This is a genomic window from Nonomuraea antri, assembly GCF_013283785.1.
Classification (GTDB): Bacteria; Actinomycetota; Actinomycetes; order Streptosporangiales; family Streptosporangiaceae; genus Nonomuraea; species Nonomuraea antri.
Window position 1 is genome coordinate 1 of the sequence record NZ_JABCPZ010000061.1, and the last position, 16,391, is coordinate 16,391.

Consider the following 16,391-nt stretch of genomic DNA (forward strand, 5'->3'; position numbering starts at 1 on the left):
CGTCCTCGCCGGGAATGCTCATCGGCGGGTTCGTGGTCTGCGGCTTGACCGGGGCGACGAACTGCGGCCGGTCCGACCCGTCGGCGGGCGGCCTGCTCTCGGCGGGCCGGGTCGCAGGGGGCCGGGTGGGCCTGGCGGACGGCTCCCGGGTGCGCTGTGGGACGGCCGGCGGCGGCGCGGAGACCGTACGCGGCGTGGAGACGCGCTGCGGGCCCCCGGTGGGGACCGGGGCGGTCATCGCGTGGCGGTCGACCGCGGCCGGCGGGCCGGCGACGGCGTCGCGGGCGGGCACGGGCACCGCGTCGAGCCGCGGCGGCGTGGCCGGGGTGATGATCAGCAGCCCGGCCAGCCCCAGGTTGAGCACGCCCACCAGGACGGCCGACACCTTGAGCACCCGCGCCCGCCGCCCAGCCGGCCGGGAAGCGGCAGCGGAAGCCGCCGACGCCGACGCCGACGCCGGCGGCGCGGCGAAAGCGGGTGGGACCTCGGCGAAAGCCGGTGGCGACGCGGTGAAAGCAGGTGGGGAGTCGGCGATGGCCGGTGGGGACGAGGCGAAGGCCGGTGGGGACTCGGCGATGGCCGGCGGGTGGCGTACGTCGGACGCCGGGTCCGTCATGTCGGCGAACCCCTCCCTGACTGCCACGCGAGCCCTCCCAGCAACCACCCGGATCGTTCTAGACCATGGATCATATGCGGGCTGGGACGCGGTGTCTCACCCCCGGCGAGATCAACCGCCAGGATCTGCCGGCATGACCGTCAGAAGGCCGCGTCGAGCGGCACCTGCCGCACCCCGGGCAGGTACGGATCCAGCTCACCGAGCTCGAACCGCGACATCCCGATGACGTGCCAGAACTGCCCACCGGGCGCCCCCTGGACCTTGTAACGCCCGTCGGGCGCCAGCGCCGCCCAGCCCTCGGGCAGCCCCAGCAGCGTGGCCCGGCGCTCGCCGTTCTCCCACAGGATGACCACGCCGTCGTCCCCGGCACTGGCCAGCAGGTCGGACGTCGGGCTGAAGGCCACCGACCAGACCCGCCGCGCGTGCCCGGCCAGCGTGTGCAGCAGCCGCCCGGTGGCGGTCTCCCAGACCCGGACGCTCAGATCGTCGCCGCCGGTGGCCAGCCGCTCGCCGGTGGCGTTGAACGACGCGCTCCACAGCCGCCCGGCGGGCCGGCCGAGCTTGTGCATGAGCCTGGGCTGCCACGGCTGGCCGGGCCGCAGCTCCCACACCATGGCCAGGCCGTCGTTGCCGGCGCTGAGCAGCAGCCGCCCGTCGGGGGAGAACATCACGGAGTAGACCCGGTCGGTGTGCCCCTCCAGGGTCGCCACCCGGCCGCCGGACTCGACGTGCCACAGGCGTACCAGCCGGTCGTCGCAGCCGGTGGCCACGTATTTGCCGTCGGGACTGAAGGCGATCGAGCGCACCCGGCCGCGGTGGTCGGCCAGGTTGCCGGCCAGCCGGCCGGTGGGCCGGTACCAGAGCCTGACGCTGTCGTCGTCGTTGGCGGTGGCCAGCAGGTTGCCGTCGGGGCTGAACGCCTCGGCCCACACGTGGTCGGTCTCGGCGTGCAGCTCGCGCTCGTAGTCGCCGGTGGTGGCGTTCCAGAAGTGCACGCCGCCGTCGTTGCTGGAGGTGGCCAGCAGCGGACCCGCGGGGGAGAACAACGCGGAGATCAGCCGGTCGGAGGTGCCGGTGACCTCGCGCAGCCGCCGCCCGGTGCGCGGCTCCCAGATCCGTACGACGCCGTCGTTGCCGCTGGTGGCGAGCATGGTGCCGTCGGCGCTGAACCGGACCGACGAGATGCGCCGGCCGTGACCGCGCAGCACCCGCTGGCACTTGCCGGTGGCCGGCTCCCACAGGCGTACGGTGCCGTCGTTGCTGCTGGTGGCCAGCTGCTCGCCGTCGGGGCGGAACACGAACGGCCAGACCGAGCTGCGGTGCCCGGTCAGCTCGACCCGCTGCCCGCCGCCGACGGCCTGCAGCCGCACCACGCCGTTGGAATCGCCGCTGGCCAGGATCTGGCTGTCGGGGCTGAAGGTGACCTGGTAGACGGCCGCCGCGTGGGTGGTGTGCATGATGCGGGCCTCGCCCGAGGTGTCCCACACCCTGACACTGCCCGCGGTGTCGCCGGTGGCCAGCAGGGCGCCGTCGGGGGAGAAGGTCACGCAGTAGACGCTGCCCGCGTGCCCGATCATGGTGTATCGCAGCCGCCAGGTGGCGGTGTCCCACAGCCGGACCATGCCCGCCTCGTCGCCGGTGGCCAGGAGCGTGCCGTCGGGGCTGTGCACGGCGCGGTAGACGCTGCCGCGGTGCCCGTCGAGCGTGTGCGACACCTCGCCGTTGGTCAGGCTCCACACCCGTACGACGCCCGCGGAGTCGCCGGTCACCAGCACCGACGGGCCGAAGGACGCGGTGTAGATGGGCGCCTGGTGCCCGGTCAGCTCGTGCACGATCTGCCCGGTGGCGGTGTCCCACAGCCTGACCACGCCGTCGCCGCCGCCCGCCGCGATCAGGTCGCCGGACGGGCTGAGCCGCACCGGCCACACGCCGTCGGCGTGCCCGGCCAGCTCGTGCAGCCGTTCGCCGGTCAGCGCGTCCCAGAGCATGACCGTGCCGTCGCTGGCGCCGGTGGCCAGCAGGTTCCCGGCGAAGGCGACCGCGTAGACGCGGCCCCGGTGCCCCTGCAGGGTGCGGACGGGCGCGCCGCCGACGCACAGCAGCACGCCGCCGTCCTCGCTGCCCACGGCCAGCGTCGAGCCGTCGGGGCTGTAGGCGACGGGCTCGGGCAGGCGGCTGGTCTGGAAGTGGTAGCCGTACGGGACGCCCATGGCGGCCGGGGCGAACTCCACCTCGACCGGACGGCCGGGCACGACGGCGGCGCCGGGCAGGCGCGGCAGCGTGCCGGTGACGTTGATCAGCGACGCGCGGTCCCAGCGCGCGCCCTCGACGGCCGCGTCGCTCAGGTCCACCTGGGCCAGCCGCGCCCCGGACAGGTCGGCGCCGCGCAGGTCGGCGCCGGTCAGCCGGGCCCGGTCGAGCCGCGCGCCGACCAGCTTGGCGTCGCGCAGCGTGGCCCTGGTCAGGTCGGTGCCGGCCAGCGTCGCCTCGGACAGGTCGGCGCCGGTCAGGTCGACCTCCTGCAGGTCGCGGGCCGACAGGTCCTCGCCCTTGAGGTTCGCGCCGCGCAGGTCGGTACGCGCGGGCGTGCGCAGCCTGGCCGCGATCTTGACGGCGTTCGCCCTGGCCACGTCCCCGCCCGGCGGGTCGGCCACCCACCTGCGCAGCGCCCGCACGTCGGCCAGGTCGCACAGGAACTCCACGGTCAGCGCCGACAGCGGCCGGCGCGACAGCAGGGTGGGCGTGTCGAGCGTGCCGGCGATGTGCTTGGCGATCAGCCACTCCATCACCGAGGCGTGGATGAAGCCGAACATGCCCTCGTCGGTACGCACCAGCAGGCTGCCCGAGCCCATCGCGTACGCCGCGTGCGCCGGTGACAACTGCCCGCTGGCCAGGTCGGTCAGCGTCTCGGCGTACTCGGTCAGCTCGTCCACGCCGAGCAGCGACTCGCCGGAGTCCCACAGCCGCAGCGCCAGCCCGGTCACGGTGCGCCACAGCTCGTCGATGGTCAGCGCGGTGGCCGAGCCGGGCACCTTGGCCCGGTGTTCCTCGAAGGCCAGCCAGGTGCCGAGGATCTCCTCGTACAGCAGCGCCGGGCTGAGCGTGTGGCGCGCCCCGGCCACCGTGCGCAGCCGTTCGGTGTCGAGGTCGGCGATGAACGTGAGCATGCGCGGGTTCTGCGCCAGCGCGAGCAGGTCCTTGATGCCCTCCATCAGCGACATGCGGGCCATCGCCTCGTCGGCGTCGTCGAAGCGGTTGGCCAGGTACGAGCGGATCTGGTCGCGGGTGAAGTCCTCGACGCTGAGCACCCGGCGCTGCGGCAGCACGCCGACCATCTCGCCCAGCGAGGTCAGCACCTGGCTGTGCGACTTGAAGTGTTGCGTGCGGCTGGCCACCACGATCTTCGCCTTGTCCTCGGCGGCGGCCAGCAGCGTGGCCAGGTGGTCGGCCGCGCGGTCGTAGGTGAGCCTGGTCACCAGCTCGTCGAAGCCGTCGAACAGCAGCACGATCCGGCCCTGCCTGAGCAGGTAGCGGAAGGCCTTCAGGTCGATGAACTCCTCGCCGTGGTTGGCCAGGTGCGCGGCCACCAGGCCGTCGACCGAGTGCGCCTTGTCGAGCGCGCGCAGCTCGATGAAGATCGGGGTGAGGTGCGGCAGCTCGGCGGGGATGCGCCTGGCCAGCTCGCGCAGCGCGAACGTCTTGCCGTGCCCGAAGTCGCCGAGCAGCAGCATGAACCGGCCGTGGTCGGTGCCGAGCAGGCGCATCAGCTCGTCCGTCAGCCCGTCCTTGACGATGTGGCCGGGCCGGTCGAGCTCGCGGTAGCGCTGCGGCACGTACAGCTCGGGCGGGTAGCGCCGGTCGCCGGTCAGTCTGGCGGTCTGCTCGGTGACGTACGCGGACAGGTCGAGCAGCCCCTGGAACTCGGTGAAGCTGCGGATCCGCACGCCCCTGCGCAGCAGGTCGTCGCGGAGCAGACGGGGCGCGGGCGGGCCCTGGTAGACCAGCTCGGCGCTCAGCCCGGCGGCGTGCGCCTGACGGGCGAAGGCGACCGCGGCGGTCTCGGTCAGCTCGCCCACGTGCGCGCCGATCATGAGCTGCCTGACGAACCCGTCCTCGGGGTGGGTGACCACCAGGTGGGCGGGGAACCTGCGGATCCTGGCCCGCTCGTGCCTGGCCTCGCACACCTCGGTGATGCGGTCGAGCAGCAGCTCGACCGGGGACGACACGCGCTGCTCGTCCGGCTTGGGCACGGGCGCGGTGGGCACGGCCGGCTGCGCGGCGAACGCGGCCTGCGCCGAGCGCCAGCGCACCGAGGCCCGCTTCGGCTTGGCCTCGTCGGGCAGCCAGGTACGCATCCCGTCGGCGAAGATCTCGACGACGTGGTGCCTGCCGGAGCGCGGCGCGGCGATCCTGCCGTCGCCGGGCTCGCCCGGGCCGTGGAAGAGCAGGTTCAGCCGGTGGCCGAGCAGCCGCTCGTAGGTGGGGGCGTCCTGCAGCTGCGCGGGCGCGTGACCGATCGCGCCCAGCCGCAGCCACGCGCTCTCCTCGTACGGGCGCAGCCGCTCGGCGAACCAGGCCGCCTGCCCCTCGCCGAGCAGCGCGTACGCGTCGCGCTCCAGGTGGCTCATGGCCATCGTGGAGTTGAGCCCGGCCACCACCACCTTCAGATCGGGCACCTCGAACAGGGTCCACGGCTGGCCGCCGTCGAAGACCCGGTCGTCCAGCCCCTGGTACACCTCGCCGAACAGCGAGGCGAAGTGCCGCCACTTGGGCCAGTACGGCGGCTGCGGGCTCACGTCGTCGGCCTCGCAGGTCAGGAAGTACGCGCTGGCCGCCGCCTTGGTGACGTCTCGTGGCCCGGGCACGATCACCAGCCGGTGCGGCTCCAGGCCGATCAGCAGCCGTAAATCGGTGACGAACCTGGTGGCCTGCCCGAACTGCCCGAGGCTGCCGGACTCGGTCAGGTCGCCGCTGACCACCATCAGGTCGGGACGCGGCATGCCCTTGTCGTACATGGCCGACAGGTCGGCCCAGATGCGGGCCTGCATGTCCTCCGGCGTGAAGGGCTCGCCCGGGTCGGGCAGCGCCCGGCCGAACCTGGGCCCGCCGATGTGCAGCACGCTGATCGACTCGCGCCTGCGGTCGGACTCGGCGGCGGGCGGGAACTTCGGCGCGGTGACCGGCGCGCGCCTGGCCCTGGTGCGCTCGGCGGGGGAGGGCAGCGTGGGCGGCGGCAGCGCGGCGCCCGGGCCCGCCGCGCCGGACGGGAACGCCGGCGCAGACTCCGGCTTGGCCCGGCCCGCCATGGCCTCGCCGACCCGGCCCAGCAGCAGCGCCCTGGCCTGGCCCGAGTCGGTCACGCCGAGCAGGTCGACCCAGGTGATGGTGGACAGCAGCCCCTCCAGCCGGACGTCCTCCAGCCGGATGGTGACCAGCTTGTTGGAGGGGTTGTCGGGGTCGGCGCGCATCGCGGCCTGCCACTCCATGCGGCCGTAGCGCGAGGTGAGGTAGTTGCGCGACAACACCGCCACGACGAGGTGGGCCTCGCTGACCCCGCGGTCCATGAAGTCGATGAAGTTCGTGCCCGGCACGAAGTCCCAGGCCTGGATCATCGTCTTGTAGCCCGCCGCCTCGAGCTCCCAAGCGATCCAGGTGGCCCAGGCCGTGTCGGCCGGGGAATAGCTGACGAAGATCTCGGTCGGCCTGCCCTCACGTGCCATCTGCTCAGTATCCCCTGCGAAGTCGGCGATTTGGAGTGTGTGTGCGATCATCGTCGGGTGTGGCGGCGTCTTGCTGTGCTCGATTGGATCAGAATCGGGCTTCTCGCGCTCGGTCTGATTTTCGTCGCGACCGGGCTGCTTCCGCTGGAGAACGCGGTCATCAGCATGGGCGGGATCTGGCCGATCCTGATATTCCTGTTCGCGATCATCGTCACGGCGGAGCTGACCAAGGAAGCCCAGGTCTTCGATGCGATCGCGGCGCGGATGGCGGTGCTCGGGCGCGGTAACTATGCCGCGCTTTTCTTTCTTTCAACGGCCTTCGCATCGCTTGTCACGATATTTCTGAATCTTGATACGACTGCCGTGTTGCTCACCCCGGTGATGCTGGCGCTCGCCCACCGGGCCGGCATCGCCGCGCTGCCGCTGGCGATGACCACGATCTGGCTGGCCAACACCGCGAGCCTGCTCCTGCCGGTCTCGAACCTGACCAACCTGCTCGGCATCCAGCGCATCGACCTGACCCCGCCCGAGTTCGCCGCGCGGATGTGGGCGCCGCAGATCGCCGCGATCGTCGTCACGATGGCGTTCCTGTGGGCGTTCTACTGGCGCCGGGGCCGCCGCCACGAGCTGAGCTACGTCCCGCCCGCGCCGCCGCCGGTGGCCGACCGGGTGCTGTTCGGCGCCGCGTCGCTGGCCTGCGCGCTGTTCATCGTGCTGCTGCTGCTCGACGTGCACGTGGCCATCGCCTCGACGGTGTCGGCGATCATCGTCGTCACGGCGTTCTTCGTGCGCGACCGCAAACGCCTGACCTGGAGCCTGGTGCCCTGGCAGCTGCTCGTCTTCGTGACCGGGCTGTTCCTGGTGGTGCCCACGCTCAGCGAGCTCGGCCTGAAGAACCTGATGACCTGGCTGGTCGGCACCTACGACGACCCGTACCGCACCGCGGCCGTCGGCGGCGCGCTGTCCAACCTGATCAACAACCTGCCCGCCTACAAGGCGATCGAAGAAGTCGTCACCGACCAGACCCAGCTGCTGGCCCTGCTGGCCGGCACGAACGTCGGCCCGGTCGTCACCCCGTGGGCCTCGCTGGCCACGCTGCTGTGGTTCGAGTCGTGCCGCCGCCACGACGTCAAGGTGCCGCTGCGCCGCTTCTTCCTCACCGGCGCCGGCCTGGCGGTCGCCGGGGTCGCGGCCACGGTCTGGGCGCTGGTGGCGTTCGGCTAGCCCGCGCTCAGGCGGCGGGATTCGGCCGGCCCGCGCTCAGGGGCCAGGGCCGGGCTCAGGCGGCCAGGGCCGGGCTGTAGGCGTCGGCGACGGCGGCCAGGGCCCAGCGCATCCGCGGGGCGTACGCCTCGGGGTGGTCGCCGGCCTCCTGCGCGACCCGCGCCGCCGCCTGCGCGCAGTCGCCGCCGCAGGCCCGCAGCCGCTCGTCGACGGCCGCGCGGACCTCGAACGCCGACACGTCCGCGGACGGCTGCAGGTGGGAGATGAAGAGGATCTGCGCCAGGTCGGTCGTGGTCAACATCTCGGGCTCCCTTCGGCGGTGCCTGCTCCGGCACCCTTCATACAGACGTCGATCGGGAGCGGAACTCATCGACATCCGGCCGGGAATTTTTTCAGCGGATCATGTCGAGCAGGTCGGGGATCGCCCGCGGGTGCGCGGCCACGAAGCTGCGGTCTTCGGCGGTGCCGTCGATGGTCTCCTCGAACGGGCCGCCGTCGAGCGCCCTGATCTCGATGCCGGCCTCCTGCGCGATCAGCGCGCCCGCCGGCAGATCGACCGCCTCGGCCCGGTAGCCGATCATGCCGTCGATGTCGCCGCGGGCCAGCATCACCCACGACAGCAGCGGCGCCCACAGTTGCAGCACCCGCCTGGCGTTCAGCTCCAGCGTCGACTTCAGCGCGCGGACGGTCGCGTCGTCCCTGGTCACCGCGTATCCCTGGGTCCAGGCCAGCAGCGGGCCGTGCGGCGAGACCGCGTGCTTGGGCGACAGCAGCCCGCCGCCCGAGGCCAGCGCGCCGCGCCCGCGGATCGCCGACCAGGTCTGCGCCGTGACCGGGTCGTGCACCACGCCGAGCACCGGACGGCCCGCCCGGCACAACGCCAGCCCCACCACGTACGCCGGCAGCCCGATCGCCACGTTGTTGGTGCCGTCGAGCGGATCGACCAGCCACGTCCACTCGCCGCCCGACGCGCCGAGCAGCCCGGACTCCTCGGCGATCACCGCGTGCCCGGGATAGGCCGACAGGATCCGCTCGACCAGCAGCTTCTCCGAGGCCAGGTCCAGATCGGTGACCACGTCGCCGGCGCTGCCCTTCGGCCTGATCCCGACCGTGCCGCGGGTGCCCGCCAGCAGCAGCGCGCCGGCCGACTCCGCGGCCTCGACGGCGACCGTACGAGCGTGATCCAGGTCCATCGGGCACCCCTCAGGTCAGACGATCGGCGATCAGCCGGACGGCCAGCGCGGTCTCCTCGGCGTCGAGCGGCTGCCTGGAGACGTGGTGTGCGCCCGCGCCCAGCGGGCCGAGCGACAGGTCGCGGCTGCCCGGCCGGCCGCGCCCGAGCGCGATCGTGGCCGTCTCGCCGCCCTCGGGCACCATGCTGCTGTGGAAGCGGTCGGCGGGCAGCCGGTAGGTGTCGCCCGGGCCGAACACCTCCACCAGCCCCGTCGCGTGCCGCACGGTGCGCCCGGTGGGCGAGATGCGATCGCCGTCGGGCGTGCTGACCACCTCGAACACCCGGTGCGTGGCGTTGCTGCCGGTGTCGGTGACCAGCGCGTGCACGTTGCGCACCTGACCGTAGAGGACGTGGCTGACCAAGTCCCAGCTGTGGCAGTGGATCTGCGAGGTGGTGCTCTCCGCCCGCGGCAGCGACGTCGACCACAGGTGCAGGCACACCCCCTCGCCGCCGGCGCGCTCCAGCGGCAGGCACACGAAGCCGAGCGGATGGCGCACCGCCGCCACCCGGCCCGCGACCCGCCCGGTCAGCGCCTCGAGCGCCCAAGCCCGCGCCTGGCCGGACAGCACCCGCTGGTAGACCCCGCGGTAACTCATGATCCATAGGGGTCGACGGCGCGCAGCGCCTTGCGGGCGACGTCCACGACGTCCCGGCCGTTGTACGACTTGGGCAGGGGCATCCCGATCTTCTCGAACAACTCCTGCACCTCCTCGATGGTGGGCTCGTCGCTGAGCGGCACCCTCTTGTACATGTCCAGCGGCACCTTGCGGGCCTGCTCGAAGCTCAGCCGCAGCTCGGTGTCGCAGTTCTCGTAGTAGAACGTGCCCGCCAGCGCCGTCATCGCCCGGTTGGGGTCTTCCACGGTCATGATCAGCCGGGTGGCCGACAGGTCCCAGCGGAACGTCGTCATCGTCGACGACAGGCCCACCGCGATGTCGAGCAGGCCGTAGCGCTGACGGTGCCAGAACGCGGCCAGGATCGTCGCGTACGACTCCTTCCTGGCCCGGTCGGTCGTCCAGGTCTCGCCGGTGCCGTCGGGGGATTCCGACAGCGAGCGGCGGTAGTGCGCGTACGCCTCGCACACGTCGACGTCGGTGGGGTCGATGACCTCGATGCGCACCGTGAGGTGCCGCTTGTCCCTGCGGGCCGCGGTCACGCACAGCGGCAGGGTGACGGCGCGCAGGTAGGTGCCGGTGCCGCCCTTGAAGCTCCACCTGGTGGTGTCCTTACGCGCCTCGGCGTGCGCGTGGGCGATCTCCTGCTTGCTGCCCAGCACCCGGACGAGCTGGAGCGCGTCGAGCGCCTTGCGGGTGCCGGTGACCAGGCTCTCGATCTGCTCCATGCGCGCCAGCCTGGCGGGCAGATCGGACAGGCCCGAGGTGATCGTCTCCTCCACCGGCGCCTGCCTGGCCCGGTCGCGCAGCAGCGCGGTGGCCACCAGCGCGAGCATCACCAGCGTGGCGGCGTTGACCAGCTCGCCCTTGTTCAGCCAGGTGATGTCGGGCATGACGCCCAGCACGCCGACCACGATCGCCAGGCCGAGAGCGATGGCGACGTCGGCGTTCTGAACCGCCCACGGGGCGATTCTCCGCAACGCCGCCTTGAACCGTGTCATCGCGCGCCCCGTCGTCCGACGATCAATCAGGTCCCGACGTCATGGTAACGACGCCGCCATGCGACTGTCAGCAGACGAAAAGGAGTGATCCCGTTTCGCGTGGCGCGACGGCGGGCGGCGCGTGCGGCCGCCCGCCGGGGTGTGCGCGGGCTCAGAACCAGCCGCGGTGGCGGGCCATCTGCTCCAGGCCGCGCTGCAGCGCCTGCTCGGCCTGGCCGGGCTGGTCGTCGTAGCGGACGGTGAAGCGGTTGTAAGCGTCGTGGCTGGAGGTCAGGAAGCCGCCGCGCTTGTCGGCCTCCAGGATGACGTCCATCTGCCGCGGGCCGGCGATGAACGTCAGCTCCAGCTCGTTGAAGTACTTGCGCCACTGGCCGCCGGCGTAGTACTCGATCTCCTGGAAGAACGGCATCGTCGAGCCGTACAGGGTGCCCCGCTCCAGGTCGGCCTTCTTGAACTGGAAGCCCAGCCGGTCGAGCGCGCCGATGACGTGCTCCTGGACCGGCAGCGGGCTGACGAACAGCGGGTCGAGGTCGCCCTTGTCGAGCGCGCCGGCCAGCGCCAGCTCGGTCTGGACGCCCAGCTTCATGCCGGGCAGCGGGTGGCCGCCGATCGCGCTGATCGGCGTCTCCCACGGCATCGCGATCTCGAACGGATGCTGGTGCTGGGCGCCGGAGCCGAGCTGGAACGTCCCCGCCACCTGCTGGCGCAGGAAGCTGTAGGTCGTCTTGTACTCGTTGTCGCCGCTCTCGACCTCGACCACGGCCGTCAGGTCGATGTAGATGCCCTCGACCTTGTAGTCGGAGGAGCCGCCGCGGAAGTTGACCACCCCCCGCAGCGGCTCACCGGGGCGCACGGTCGTGTTGGGCAGCACCGTGTCGACTTCGACGCCCGCTCCGAAAGCGGCCATCAACTTACGGAACACCATGGGGTTCTCCTATGCGGTTGGTGACTGACCAGTGCCGGAACCCGCGATGCGGGGCAGCAGCTGGGCCAGGAGCAGGGTGGACAGTGCGGAGTCGGTCGAGCCCTGCTGAGTGCGGACCACCAGCGGCTGAGGGGCGTTCTCCGCCAGCTTCGCGCCCACGTCGAGGCGCTTGCGGGCCAGCTCGTACTGCAGCACGGCCCGGTTGTCACGGTACGACTCGGCCAGCCGGCGCAGCGCCTTGGCCTCGTTCTCGGCGGCGGTCAGCTCGGCCCGGCCGCGCGCCTCGATCTCCCACGTCACGCGCTGCGCCTCGGTCTCCTGCTCCTCGAGCATGCGCGCGACGTCCTTGCGTGCCTTGTTGTGCGCGGCCTTGACCTCGACGACGCGGGCGTCGCGGGTCTTCTTGGAGCGCTCGATCTCCATGAGCAGCGTGTCGATGCGCCGCTTGCGGGTCAGCTCCCACTCGCGCTCGTAGGCCGACAGCTCCTTGGCGACCTTCTCCCTGGTGGCCAGGTGCTGCTGGTACTGGTCGGGCAGCTGGACGTCCGGGATGTTGGCGCCGGTGATGCGCACCCCGTAGCGGCCGAGCTGGCGGTTGAGCGCGTCCTGCATGTCGCCGACGTCGGAGCCGCGCAGGTCGTAGGCCCGCTCGGTGTTGACGCGGCGGCTGCGCTGCCTGATGGCGTCCTGCACGGCGCTGGACAGCACCAGGTCGAAGTTGCCCGCCCCGATGGTGCGCACGAACGCCACCGGGTCGACGATGCGGAACTTCAGGAAGAACTCGATCGACTTCAGCGGCACGTTCTCGGCCGTGGGGCAGGCCACGATCGGCGCCGAGTACGGGATCTCCGTGGAGGTGTCGACGACCGCGTCCACCCGGTCCCAGGGCAGCCACAGGTAGTGGCGTCCCGGCGGGAGCGTGCCGGTGATGGCGCCCCAGCGGCTGCGCACGCCGGTGGTGCCTTCCTCGATCTCGATGATGGCCTTGCGCCACATCGTGATCAGCGCCACGAACAGGAAGAACAGCGCCGCGAGCGCGGCGGGGAGCACGAGGGAGGTCAGCGCGGCCATCCCGGCGAAGTACAGCGCCAGGAACACCAGCGCCATCCAGGCGAAACCGCGCCGGTCCTTCGGGATCACGACCGGGACGAGCTGGCCCTGCTCGCCGCCGCGCAGGAGCTGGCGGATGTCGGACCAGGCGGCCAGCGACTCCTTGATCTTCGAGAACTCGCGGCTGCTCATCGGGTCTCACCCTCCGTCACGACGCTGCCCGGGAGCAGGCGCTCGACCGTGCGTTCCATGTCCTGGTCAGGTGCGATCTCCGGCGGCTCGGTCACGTCGGCGACGGCCTTCCTGAGCAGGGCGGCGATCTCGTCCTCGCGGCCGGCCACGCGCTTGCCGATCTCGTCGAGCCTGGCGCGGATGGCGGCCATGTCGTCGGCGGAGAACAGCGCCGCGCCCTTGCCGCCGACGAGCTGCTGCGCCAGGGCCAGGAAGTCGATGTCGGTCTCGTCGCCCACCTGCACCACCTGCGGCAGCCTGGTGGCCACGGACTCCAGCCTGGTCAGCAGGTCCTGCTGGAAGCGGTAGTCGAGGATCTCCGGCGCCTCGGCCGCGCTGAGCGCCCTGATGTCCAGGGCCTGGGCCTCCAGCAGCGCCGCGTTGGCGTTGGCCGTGGACTCGGCCTCGACCAGGCGCTGCCTGGCCTGCGCGGTGGCCTGGTGGGTGGCGCGTTCGAGCGCGGTGTCCATGCGGGCCTGGTAGCCGGCGATCTCGGCCTGGATGGCGCTGAGCGTCTCCTGCAGCCCGGCCAGCTCCTTGACCAGGTCGCCCTCGTTCTGCTCCTTGCGCAGCATCAGCTCGTACTCGTAGGTGTAGGCCTCCTTGGCCACGCGCACCATCTCGGGCGCGGCCAGGTCCATGCGGTACTCCTGGCTGGACGGCTCGGCGTGGGTGATGTTCACGTCCGTGAGCCGCACGGCCGGCAGGAACTGCTGGTTGAGGCTCTCCAGCATGCCCAGCGTGCTCTCGCCGACCAGGTCGTAGATCTCCTCGGCGCGCTGGGCGTAGATGAGGCTGCGGGTGACCTCGCTGATGGCGTTCTGCAGCTTCGACTGGAAGCCGCTGACCGAGCCGAGCACGAAGATGAACTCCGCCGGGTTCTCGATCCTGAACTGCAGGAACAGGTCCACGCTGGCCTTGACGCCCTGCTGCGTCGGCGCCTCCCTGATGGGGGCGTTGAACGGGTACTCGCGCGTGGTGTTGACGATGTAGCTGACCCGCTTCCACGGGTTGAACAGGGTGACCCGTCCCGGGTCGGCGATGTGCACCAGCTTGCCGAACTTGGTGATGAGCGCCTTGCAGCCCTCGGGCACCATCACCACGCTGCGCCGCCACCACAGGAACGCGGCGGCCAGCACCAGCACCACCCAGTAGTGCGGGCCGAAGAACACCTCGCCCTTGGGAATCACGTTGCCGAGCGCGCCGATCAGGCCCAGTACGACGAGGATGCCCAGCGGCACCAGCACCTTCGCGGTGCTGCCCTTGGGGATCACCACCGGGGAGATGACGTGCATGCCGTTCTCGGCGAAGCTGCGGTTGATGATCTCCCCGGCCTCGTTCAGCGAGGCGCTCCTGGCCTCGATGAGCGTGCCGACGGACGCGCCTCCGTCCCTGGCGGCGGCGAAGTCGTGGGGGTTGAGCGCGAACCCGGGCGCCTGCCCGGCCAGCTGGCCCGCCTGATCGACGACCTGCCCCATGGCCTGGCCCATCGCCTGGCGTACGTCACCTCCTTGGACGACCGCCTGGACCATGCCCTGACCGGCTTGGATCAATGCCTCTCTGGGACGTGACATCGGGCCTTCCTTATTCCGCTACGGGGGATTCCGACCGTATCGGGTGTGACTTACTGTTCGCTTGCAATGGGGTGTCACACATCTATTGCGAGTGATAGTAGGTGTGCTATTGATGTAGTAGTCCTACTACATCGGAGGGGCCGCGATGGTCGTGAGCGCGCGGAACGGTGTCACCACGGGGGTGGACACCGCCGTCATCCAGGTCGACGACCTGCGCATGAGCTACGGGCAGCACGAGGTGCTCAAGGGGGTCGGCTTCACCGTCGGCGCCGGCGAGGTGATCGCGTTGCTCGGGCCGAACGGCGCGGGCAAGACCACCACGATCGAGATCCTGGAGGGCTTCAGGATGCGCTCGGGCGGGCGGGTGAGCGTGCTCGGCACCGATCCCGCCCACGGCGACGAACGCTGGCGGGCCAGGCTCGGCGTGGTGCTGCAGTCGTGGCGCGACCACGGCCGCTGGCGGGTGCGCCAGCTGCTCGGCCACCTGTCGCGCTACTACGAGCCGTACGCGCAGGGGCGGCCGCCGTTCGACACCGACGAGCTGATCGAGGCCGTCGGCCTGACCGCGCACGCCGACAAGCGCCTGGTCAAGCTCTCCGGCGGCCAGCGCCGCAGGCTCGACGTGGCCATCGGCATCGTCGGACGCCCCGAGGTGCTCTTTCTCGACGAGCCGACCGCCGGATTCGACCCGCAGGCCAGGCGCGACTTCCACGACCTGGTGCACCGGCTGTCCGACCTGGACGACACCACGATCCTGCTCACCACGCACGACCTGGACGAGGCGGAGAAACTGGCCGACCGCATCCTCATCCTGGCCGGCGGCAGGATCGTCGCCGACGGCAGCCCCGATCGGCTGACCCGCGAATACTCACGCGACGCCCAGGTGCACTGGAGCCGCGGCGGAGAGCACTTCGTGCACGCCACCGAGGACGCCACGGCCTTCGTGCGCGGCCTGTTCCAGCAGCACGGCGAGGAGATCGGCGACCTGGAGGTCCGCCGCGCGTCGCTGGAGGACACCTACATGGCGATCGTGAAGAAGGAGGAGGCATGAACCCGGGCGCGCACGCCGCCAGGCTCGGCCTGGCCCGCGGCTGGATCGAGTTCAAGCACAGCCTGGCCAACCCGCAGGACATCGGCTGGACCATCTTCACCACGCTCTCCTTCATCATCGTGCTGTTCTTCCAGCGCGACGCGAAGGTCCCCGGCACCGACCTGTCGCTGGCGGCCGCCACGCTGCCCAGCCTGATGGGCCTGATGGTCGCCTTCAGCGGCTTCATGGGCACGGTGGGCGCGCTGGTCATCGAGCGCGAGGACGGCACGCTGCTGCGCGCCAAGGCCCTGCCGCAGGGCATGCTGGGCTACCTGATCGGCCGGGTGGTGTCGATCTCGCTCAGCGGCCTGGGCGGCCTGGTGCTGCTGCTCCTCGCCGGCGTGATCATGATTCCGGAGATCCGCGGGGCCGGGCCAGGCGGCTGGCTCATGGTGGTCCTGGTCGCCCTGCTGAGCCTGACCGCGACGCTGCCGATGGGCGCGGTCATCGGCTCGCTGGCGAACAGCCCGCAGGCCGCGTCCGGGCTGTCGATGCTCACCATGGGCGGGCTGACCGCGATCTCGGGCATCTTCTACCCGATCTCGGCCCTGGCCGGGTGGCTGCAGGGGCTCGCGCACGTGTTCCCGCTGTACTGGCTGGGGCTGGGCATGCGCTCGGCGCTGATGCCCGACGCGGCCGCGGCCGTCGAGATCGGCGGGTCGTGGCGGACGCTGGAGACGTTCGGGGTGCTGGGCGCCTGGTCCGTGCTGGGGCTGCTGCTGGCGCCGCCCATCCTGCGCAGGATGGCCAGGCGCGAGTCCGGCTCGCTGGTGCAGGAACGGCGCGAGCGCGCGCTGCGGCGCATCGGCTGAGAGGATGGGCCAGATGATCGAGACCGCTGATCGAGACCATGAGTGAGACCGTTGAGCGAGACCGTCTACAACCGCATCGCTCTGCTGCGTGCCGAGCGGGGCGTCAGCCGCAGGCAACTGGCCGACGCCCTGGGCGTGCACTACCAGACCGTGGGCTACCTGGAGCGGGGTGAATACAGCCCGAGCCTCTACCTGGCGCTGCGCATCGCCGAATACTTCGAGGTGCCCGTCGAGGTGGTCTTCTCCACCACGCCGTTCCCCCGGATCGGGGAGCGCACGGCCTGACGGTTTCTGTCGGTG

General features: G+C 71.5%; 12 protein-coding genes and 1 pseudogene. 4 read left to right on the top strand and 9 right to left on the bottom strand.

What is annotated here, in order from left to right:
• Both HII36_RS21095 and HII36_RS21100 read right to left on the bottom strand, forming a co-directional pair.
• Nucleotides 1-643, bottom strand: a pseudogene (locus tag HII36_RS21095) (hypothetical protein); the annotation flags it as partial.
• 113 nt (nucleotides 644-756) lie between these two features.
• Entirely contained in the window at nucleotides 757-6,336 is a 5,580-nt protein-coding gene (locus HII36_RS21100; RefSeq protein ID WP_173524954.1) for a WD40 domain-containing protein, read from the bottom strand.
• Between the two features lie 75 nt (nucleotides 6,337-6,411).
• Between HII36_RS21100 and HII36_RS21105 the strand changes: the two genes are divergently transcribed.
• Entirely contained in the window at nucleotides 6,412-7,560 is a 1,149-nt protein-coding gene (locus tag HII36_RS21105; RefSeq protein WP_328807805.1) for an ArsB/NhaD family transporter, read from the top strand.
• Nucleotides 7,561-7,615: 55 nt separating this feature from the next.
• Here the strand turns inward: HII36_RS21105 and HII36_RS21110 are convergent, their stop codons facing one another.
• From HII36_RS21110 to HII36_RS21140, 7 genes are all read right to left on the bottom strand, one after another.
• Nucleotides 7,616-7,861 carry a hypothetical protein gene (locus HII36_RS21110; protein ID WP_173524956.1) on the bottom strand — a complete coding sequence of 82 codons (246 nt, stop codon included), beginning with the start codon at nucleotides 7,859-7,861 and terminating at the stop codon, nucleotides 7,616-7,618.
• Nucleotides 7,862-7,952: 91 nt separating this feature from the next.
• Nucleotides 7,953-8,753 (bottom strand): inositol monophosphatase family protein, encoded by an 801-nt coding sequence (locus HII36_RS21115; protein ID WP_173524957.1) that lies wholly within the window; start codon nucleotides 8,751-8,753, stop codon nucleotides 7,953-7,955.
• Nucleotides 8,754-8,763: 10 nt separating this feature from the next.
• Nucleotides 8,764-9,390 (bottom strand): hypothetical protein, encoded by a 627-nt coding sequence (locus HII36_RS21120; RefSeq protein WP_173524958.1) that lies wholly within the window; start codon nucleotides 9,388-9,390, stop codon nucleotides 8,764-8,766.
• Nucleotides 9,387-10,409: a hypothetical protein gene (locus tag HII36_RS21125; RefSeq protein WP_236003704.1), complete on the bottom strand. Its 1,023-nt coding sequence runs from the start codon at nucleotides 10,407-10,409 to the stop codon at nucleotides 9,387-9,389. The genes HII36_RS21120 and HII36_RS21125 overlap by 4 nt, the downstream gene beginning before the upstream one ends.
• Nucleotides 10,410-10,560: 151 nt before the next feature.
• The gene (locus HII36_RS21130) at nucleotides 10,561-11,316 is read right to left on the bottom strand and encodes a sporulation protein (RefSeq protein ID WP_236003705.1); all 756 of its coding nucleotides are present in this window, start codon (nucleotides 11,314-11,316) and stop codon (nucleotides 10,561-10,563) included.
• 27 nt (nucleotides 11,317-11,343) lie between these two features.
• Nucleotides 11,344-12,576 (bottom strand): SPFH domain-containing protein, encoded by a 1,233-nt coding sequence (locus HII36_RS21135; protein ID WP_173524960.1) that lies wholly within the window; start codon nucleotides 12,574-12,576, stop codon nucleotides 11,344-11,346.
• Complete coding sequence (locus HII36_RS21140) at nucleotides 12,573-14,189, bottom strand: SPFH domain-containing protein (protein WP_173524961.1); 1,617 nt, start codon at nucleotides 14,187-14,189, stop codon at nucleotides 12,573-12,575. The genes HII36_RS21135 and HII36_RS21140 overlap by 4 nt, the downstream gene beginning before the upstream one ends.
• 145 nt (nucleotides 14,190-14,334) lie before the next feature.
• Between HII36_RS21140 and HII36_RS21145 the strand changes: the two genes are divergently transcribed.
• Genes HII36_RS21145 through HII36_RS21155 form a run of 3 tightly spaced genes read left to right on the top strand, consistent with a single transcriptional unit; the run spans nucleotide 14,335 to nucleotide 16,376 of the window.
• Nucleotides 14,335-15,240, top strand: a complete 906-nt coding sequence (locus HII36_RS21145) for an ABC transporter ATP-binding protein (RefSeq protein WP_173524962.1) — start codon at nucleotides 14,335-14,337, stop codon at nucleotides 15,238-15,240.
• Entirely contained in the window at nucleotides 15,237-16,091 is an 855-nt protein-coding gene (locus HII36_RS21150) for an ABC transporter permease (protein WP_173524963.1), read from the top strand. The genes HII36_RS21145 and HII36_RS21150 overlap by 4 nt, the downstream gene beginning before the upstream one ends.
• 51 nt (nucleotides 16,092-16,142) lie before the next feature.
• Entirely contained in the window at nucleotides 16,143-16,376 is a 234-nt protein-coding gene (locus tag HII36_RS21155) for a helix-turn-helix transcriptional regulator (protein WP_173524964.1), read from the top strand.
• The last annotated feature ends 15 nt before the right edge of the window (nucleotides 16,377-16,391 follow it).

What these genes read in the sequence shown, in the direction of transcription:
- HII36_RS21120 (WP_173524958.1), bottom strand. Translation starts at nt 9,390, where the DNA reads ATGAGTTACCGCGGGGTCTACCAGCGGGTGCTGTCCGGCCAGGCGCGG.
- HII36_RS21125 (WP_236003704.1), bottom strand. Translation starts at nt 10,409, where the DNA reads ATGACACGGTTCAAGGCGGCGTTGCGGAGAATCGCCCCGTGGGCGGTT.
- HII36_RS21130 (WP_236003705.1), bottom strand. Translation starts at nt 11,316, where the DNA reads ATGGCCGCTTTCGGAGCGGGCGTCGAAGTCGACACGGTGCTGCCCAAC.
- HII36_RS21115 (WP_173524957.1), bottom strand. Translation starts at nt 8,753, where the DNA reads ATGGACCTGGATCACGCTCGTACGGTCGCCGTCGAGGCCGCGGAGTCG.
- HII36_RS21100 (WP_173524954.1), bottom strand. Translation starts at nt 6,336, where the DNA reads ATGGCACGTGAGGGCAGGCCGACCGAGATCTTCGTCAGCTATTCCCCG.
- HII36_RS21140 (WP_173524961.1), bottom strand. Translation starts at nt 14,189, where the DNA reads ATGTCACGTCCCAGAGAGGCATTGATCCAAGCCGGTCAGGGCATGGTC.
- HII36_RS21150 (WP_173524963.1), top strand. Translation starts at nt 15,237, where the DNA reads ATGAACCCGGGCGCGCACGCCGCCAGGCTCGGCCTGGCCCGCGGCTGG.
- HII36_RS21135 (WP_173524960.1), bottom strand. Translation starts at nt 12,576, where the DNA reads ATGAGCAGCCGCGAGTTCTCGAAGATCAAGGAGTCGCTGGCCGCCTGG.
- HII36_RS21145 (WP_173524962.1), top strand. Translation starts at nt 14,335, where the DNA reads ATGGTCGTGAGCGCGCGGAACGGTGTCACCACGGGGGTGGACACCGCC.
- HII36_RS21110 (WP_173524956.1), bottom strand. Translation starts at nt 7,861, where the DNA reads ATGTTGACCACGACCGACCTGGCGCAGATCCTCTTCATCTCCCACCTG.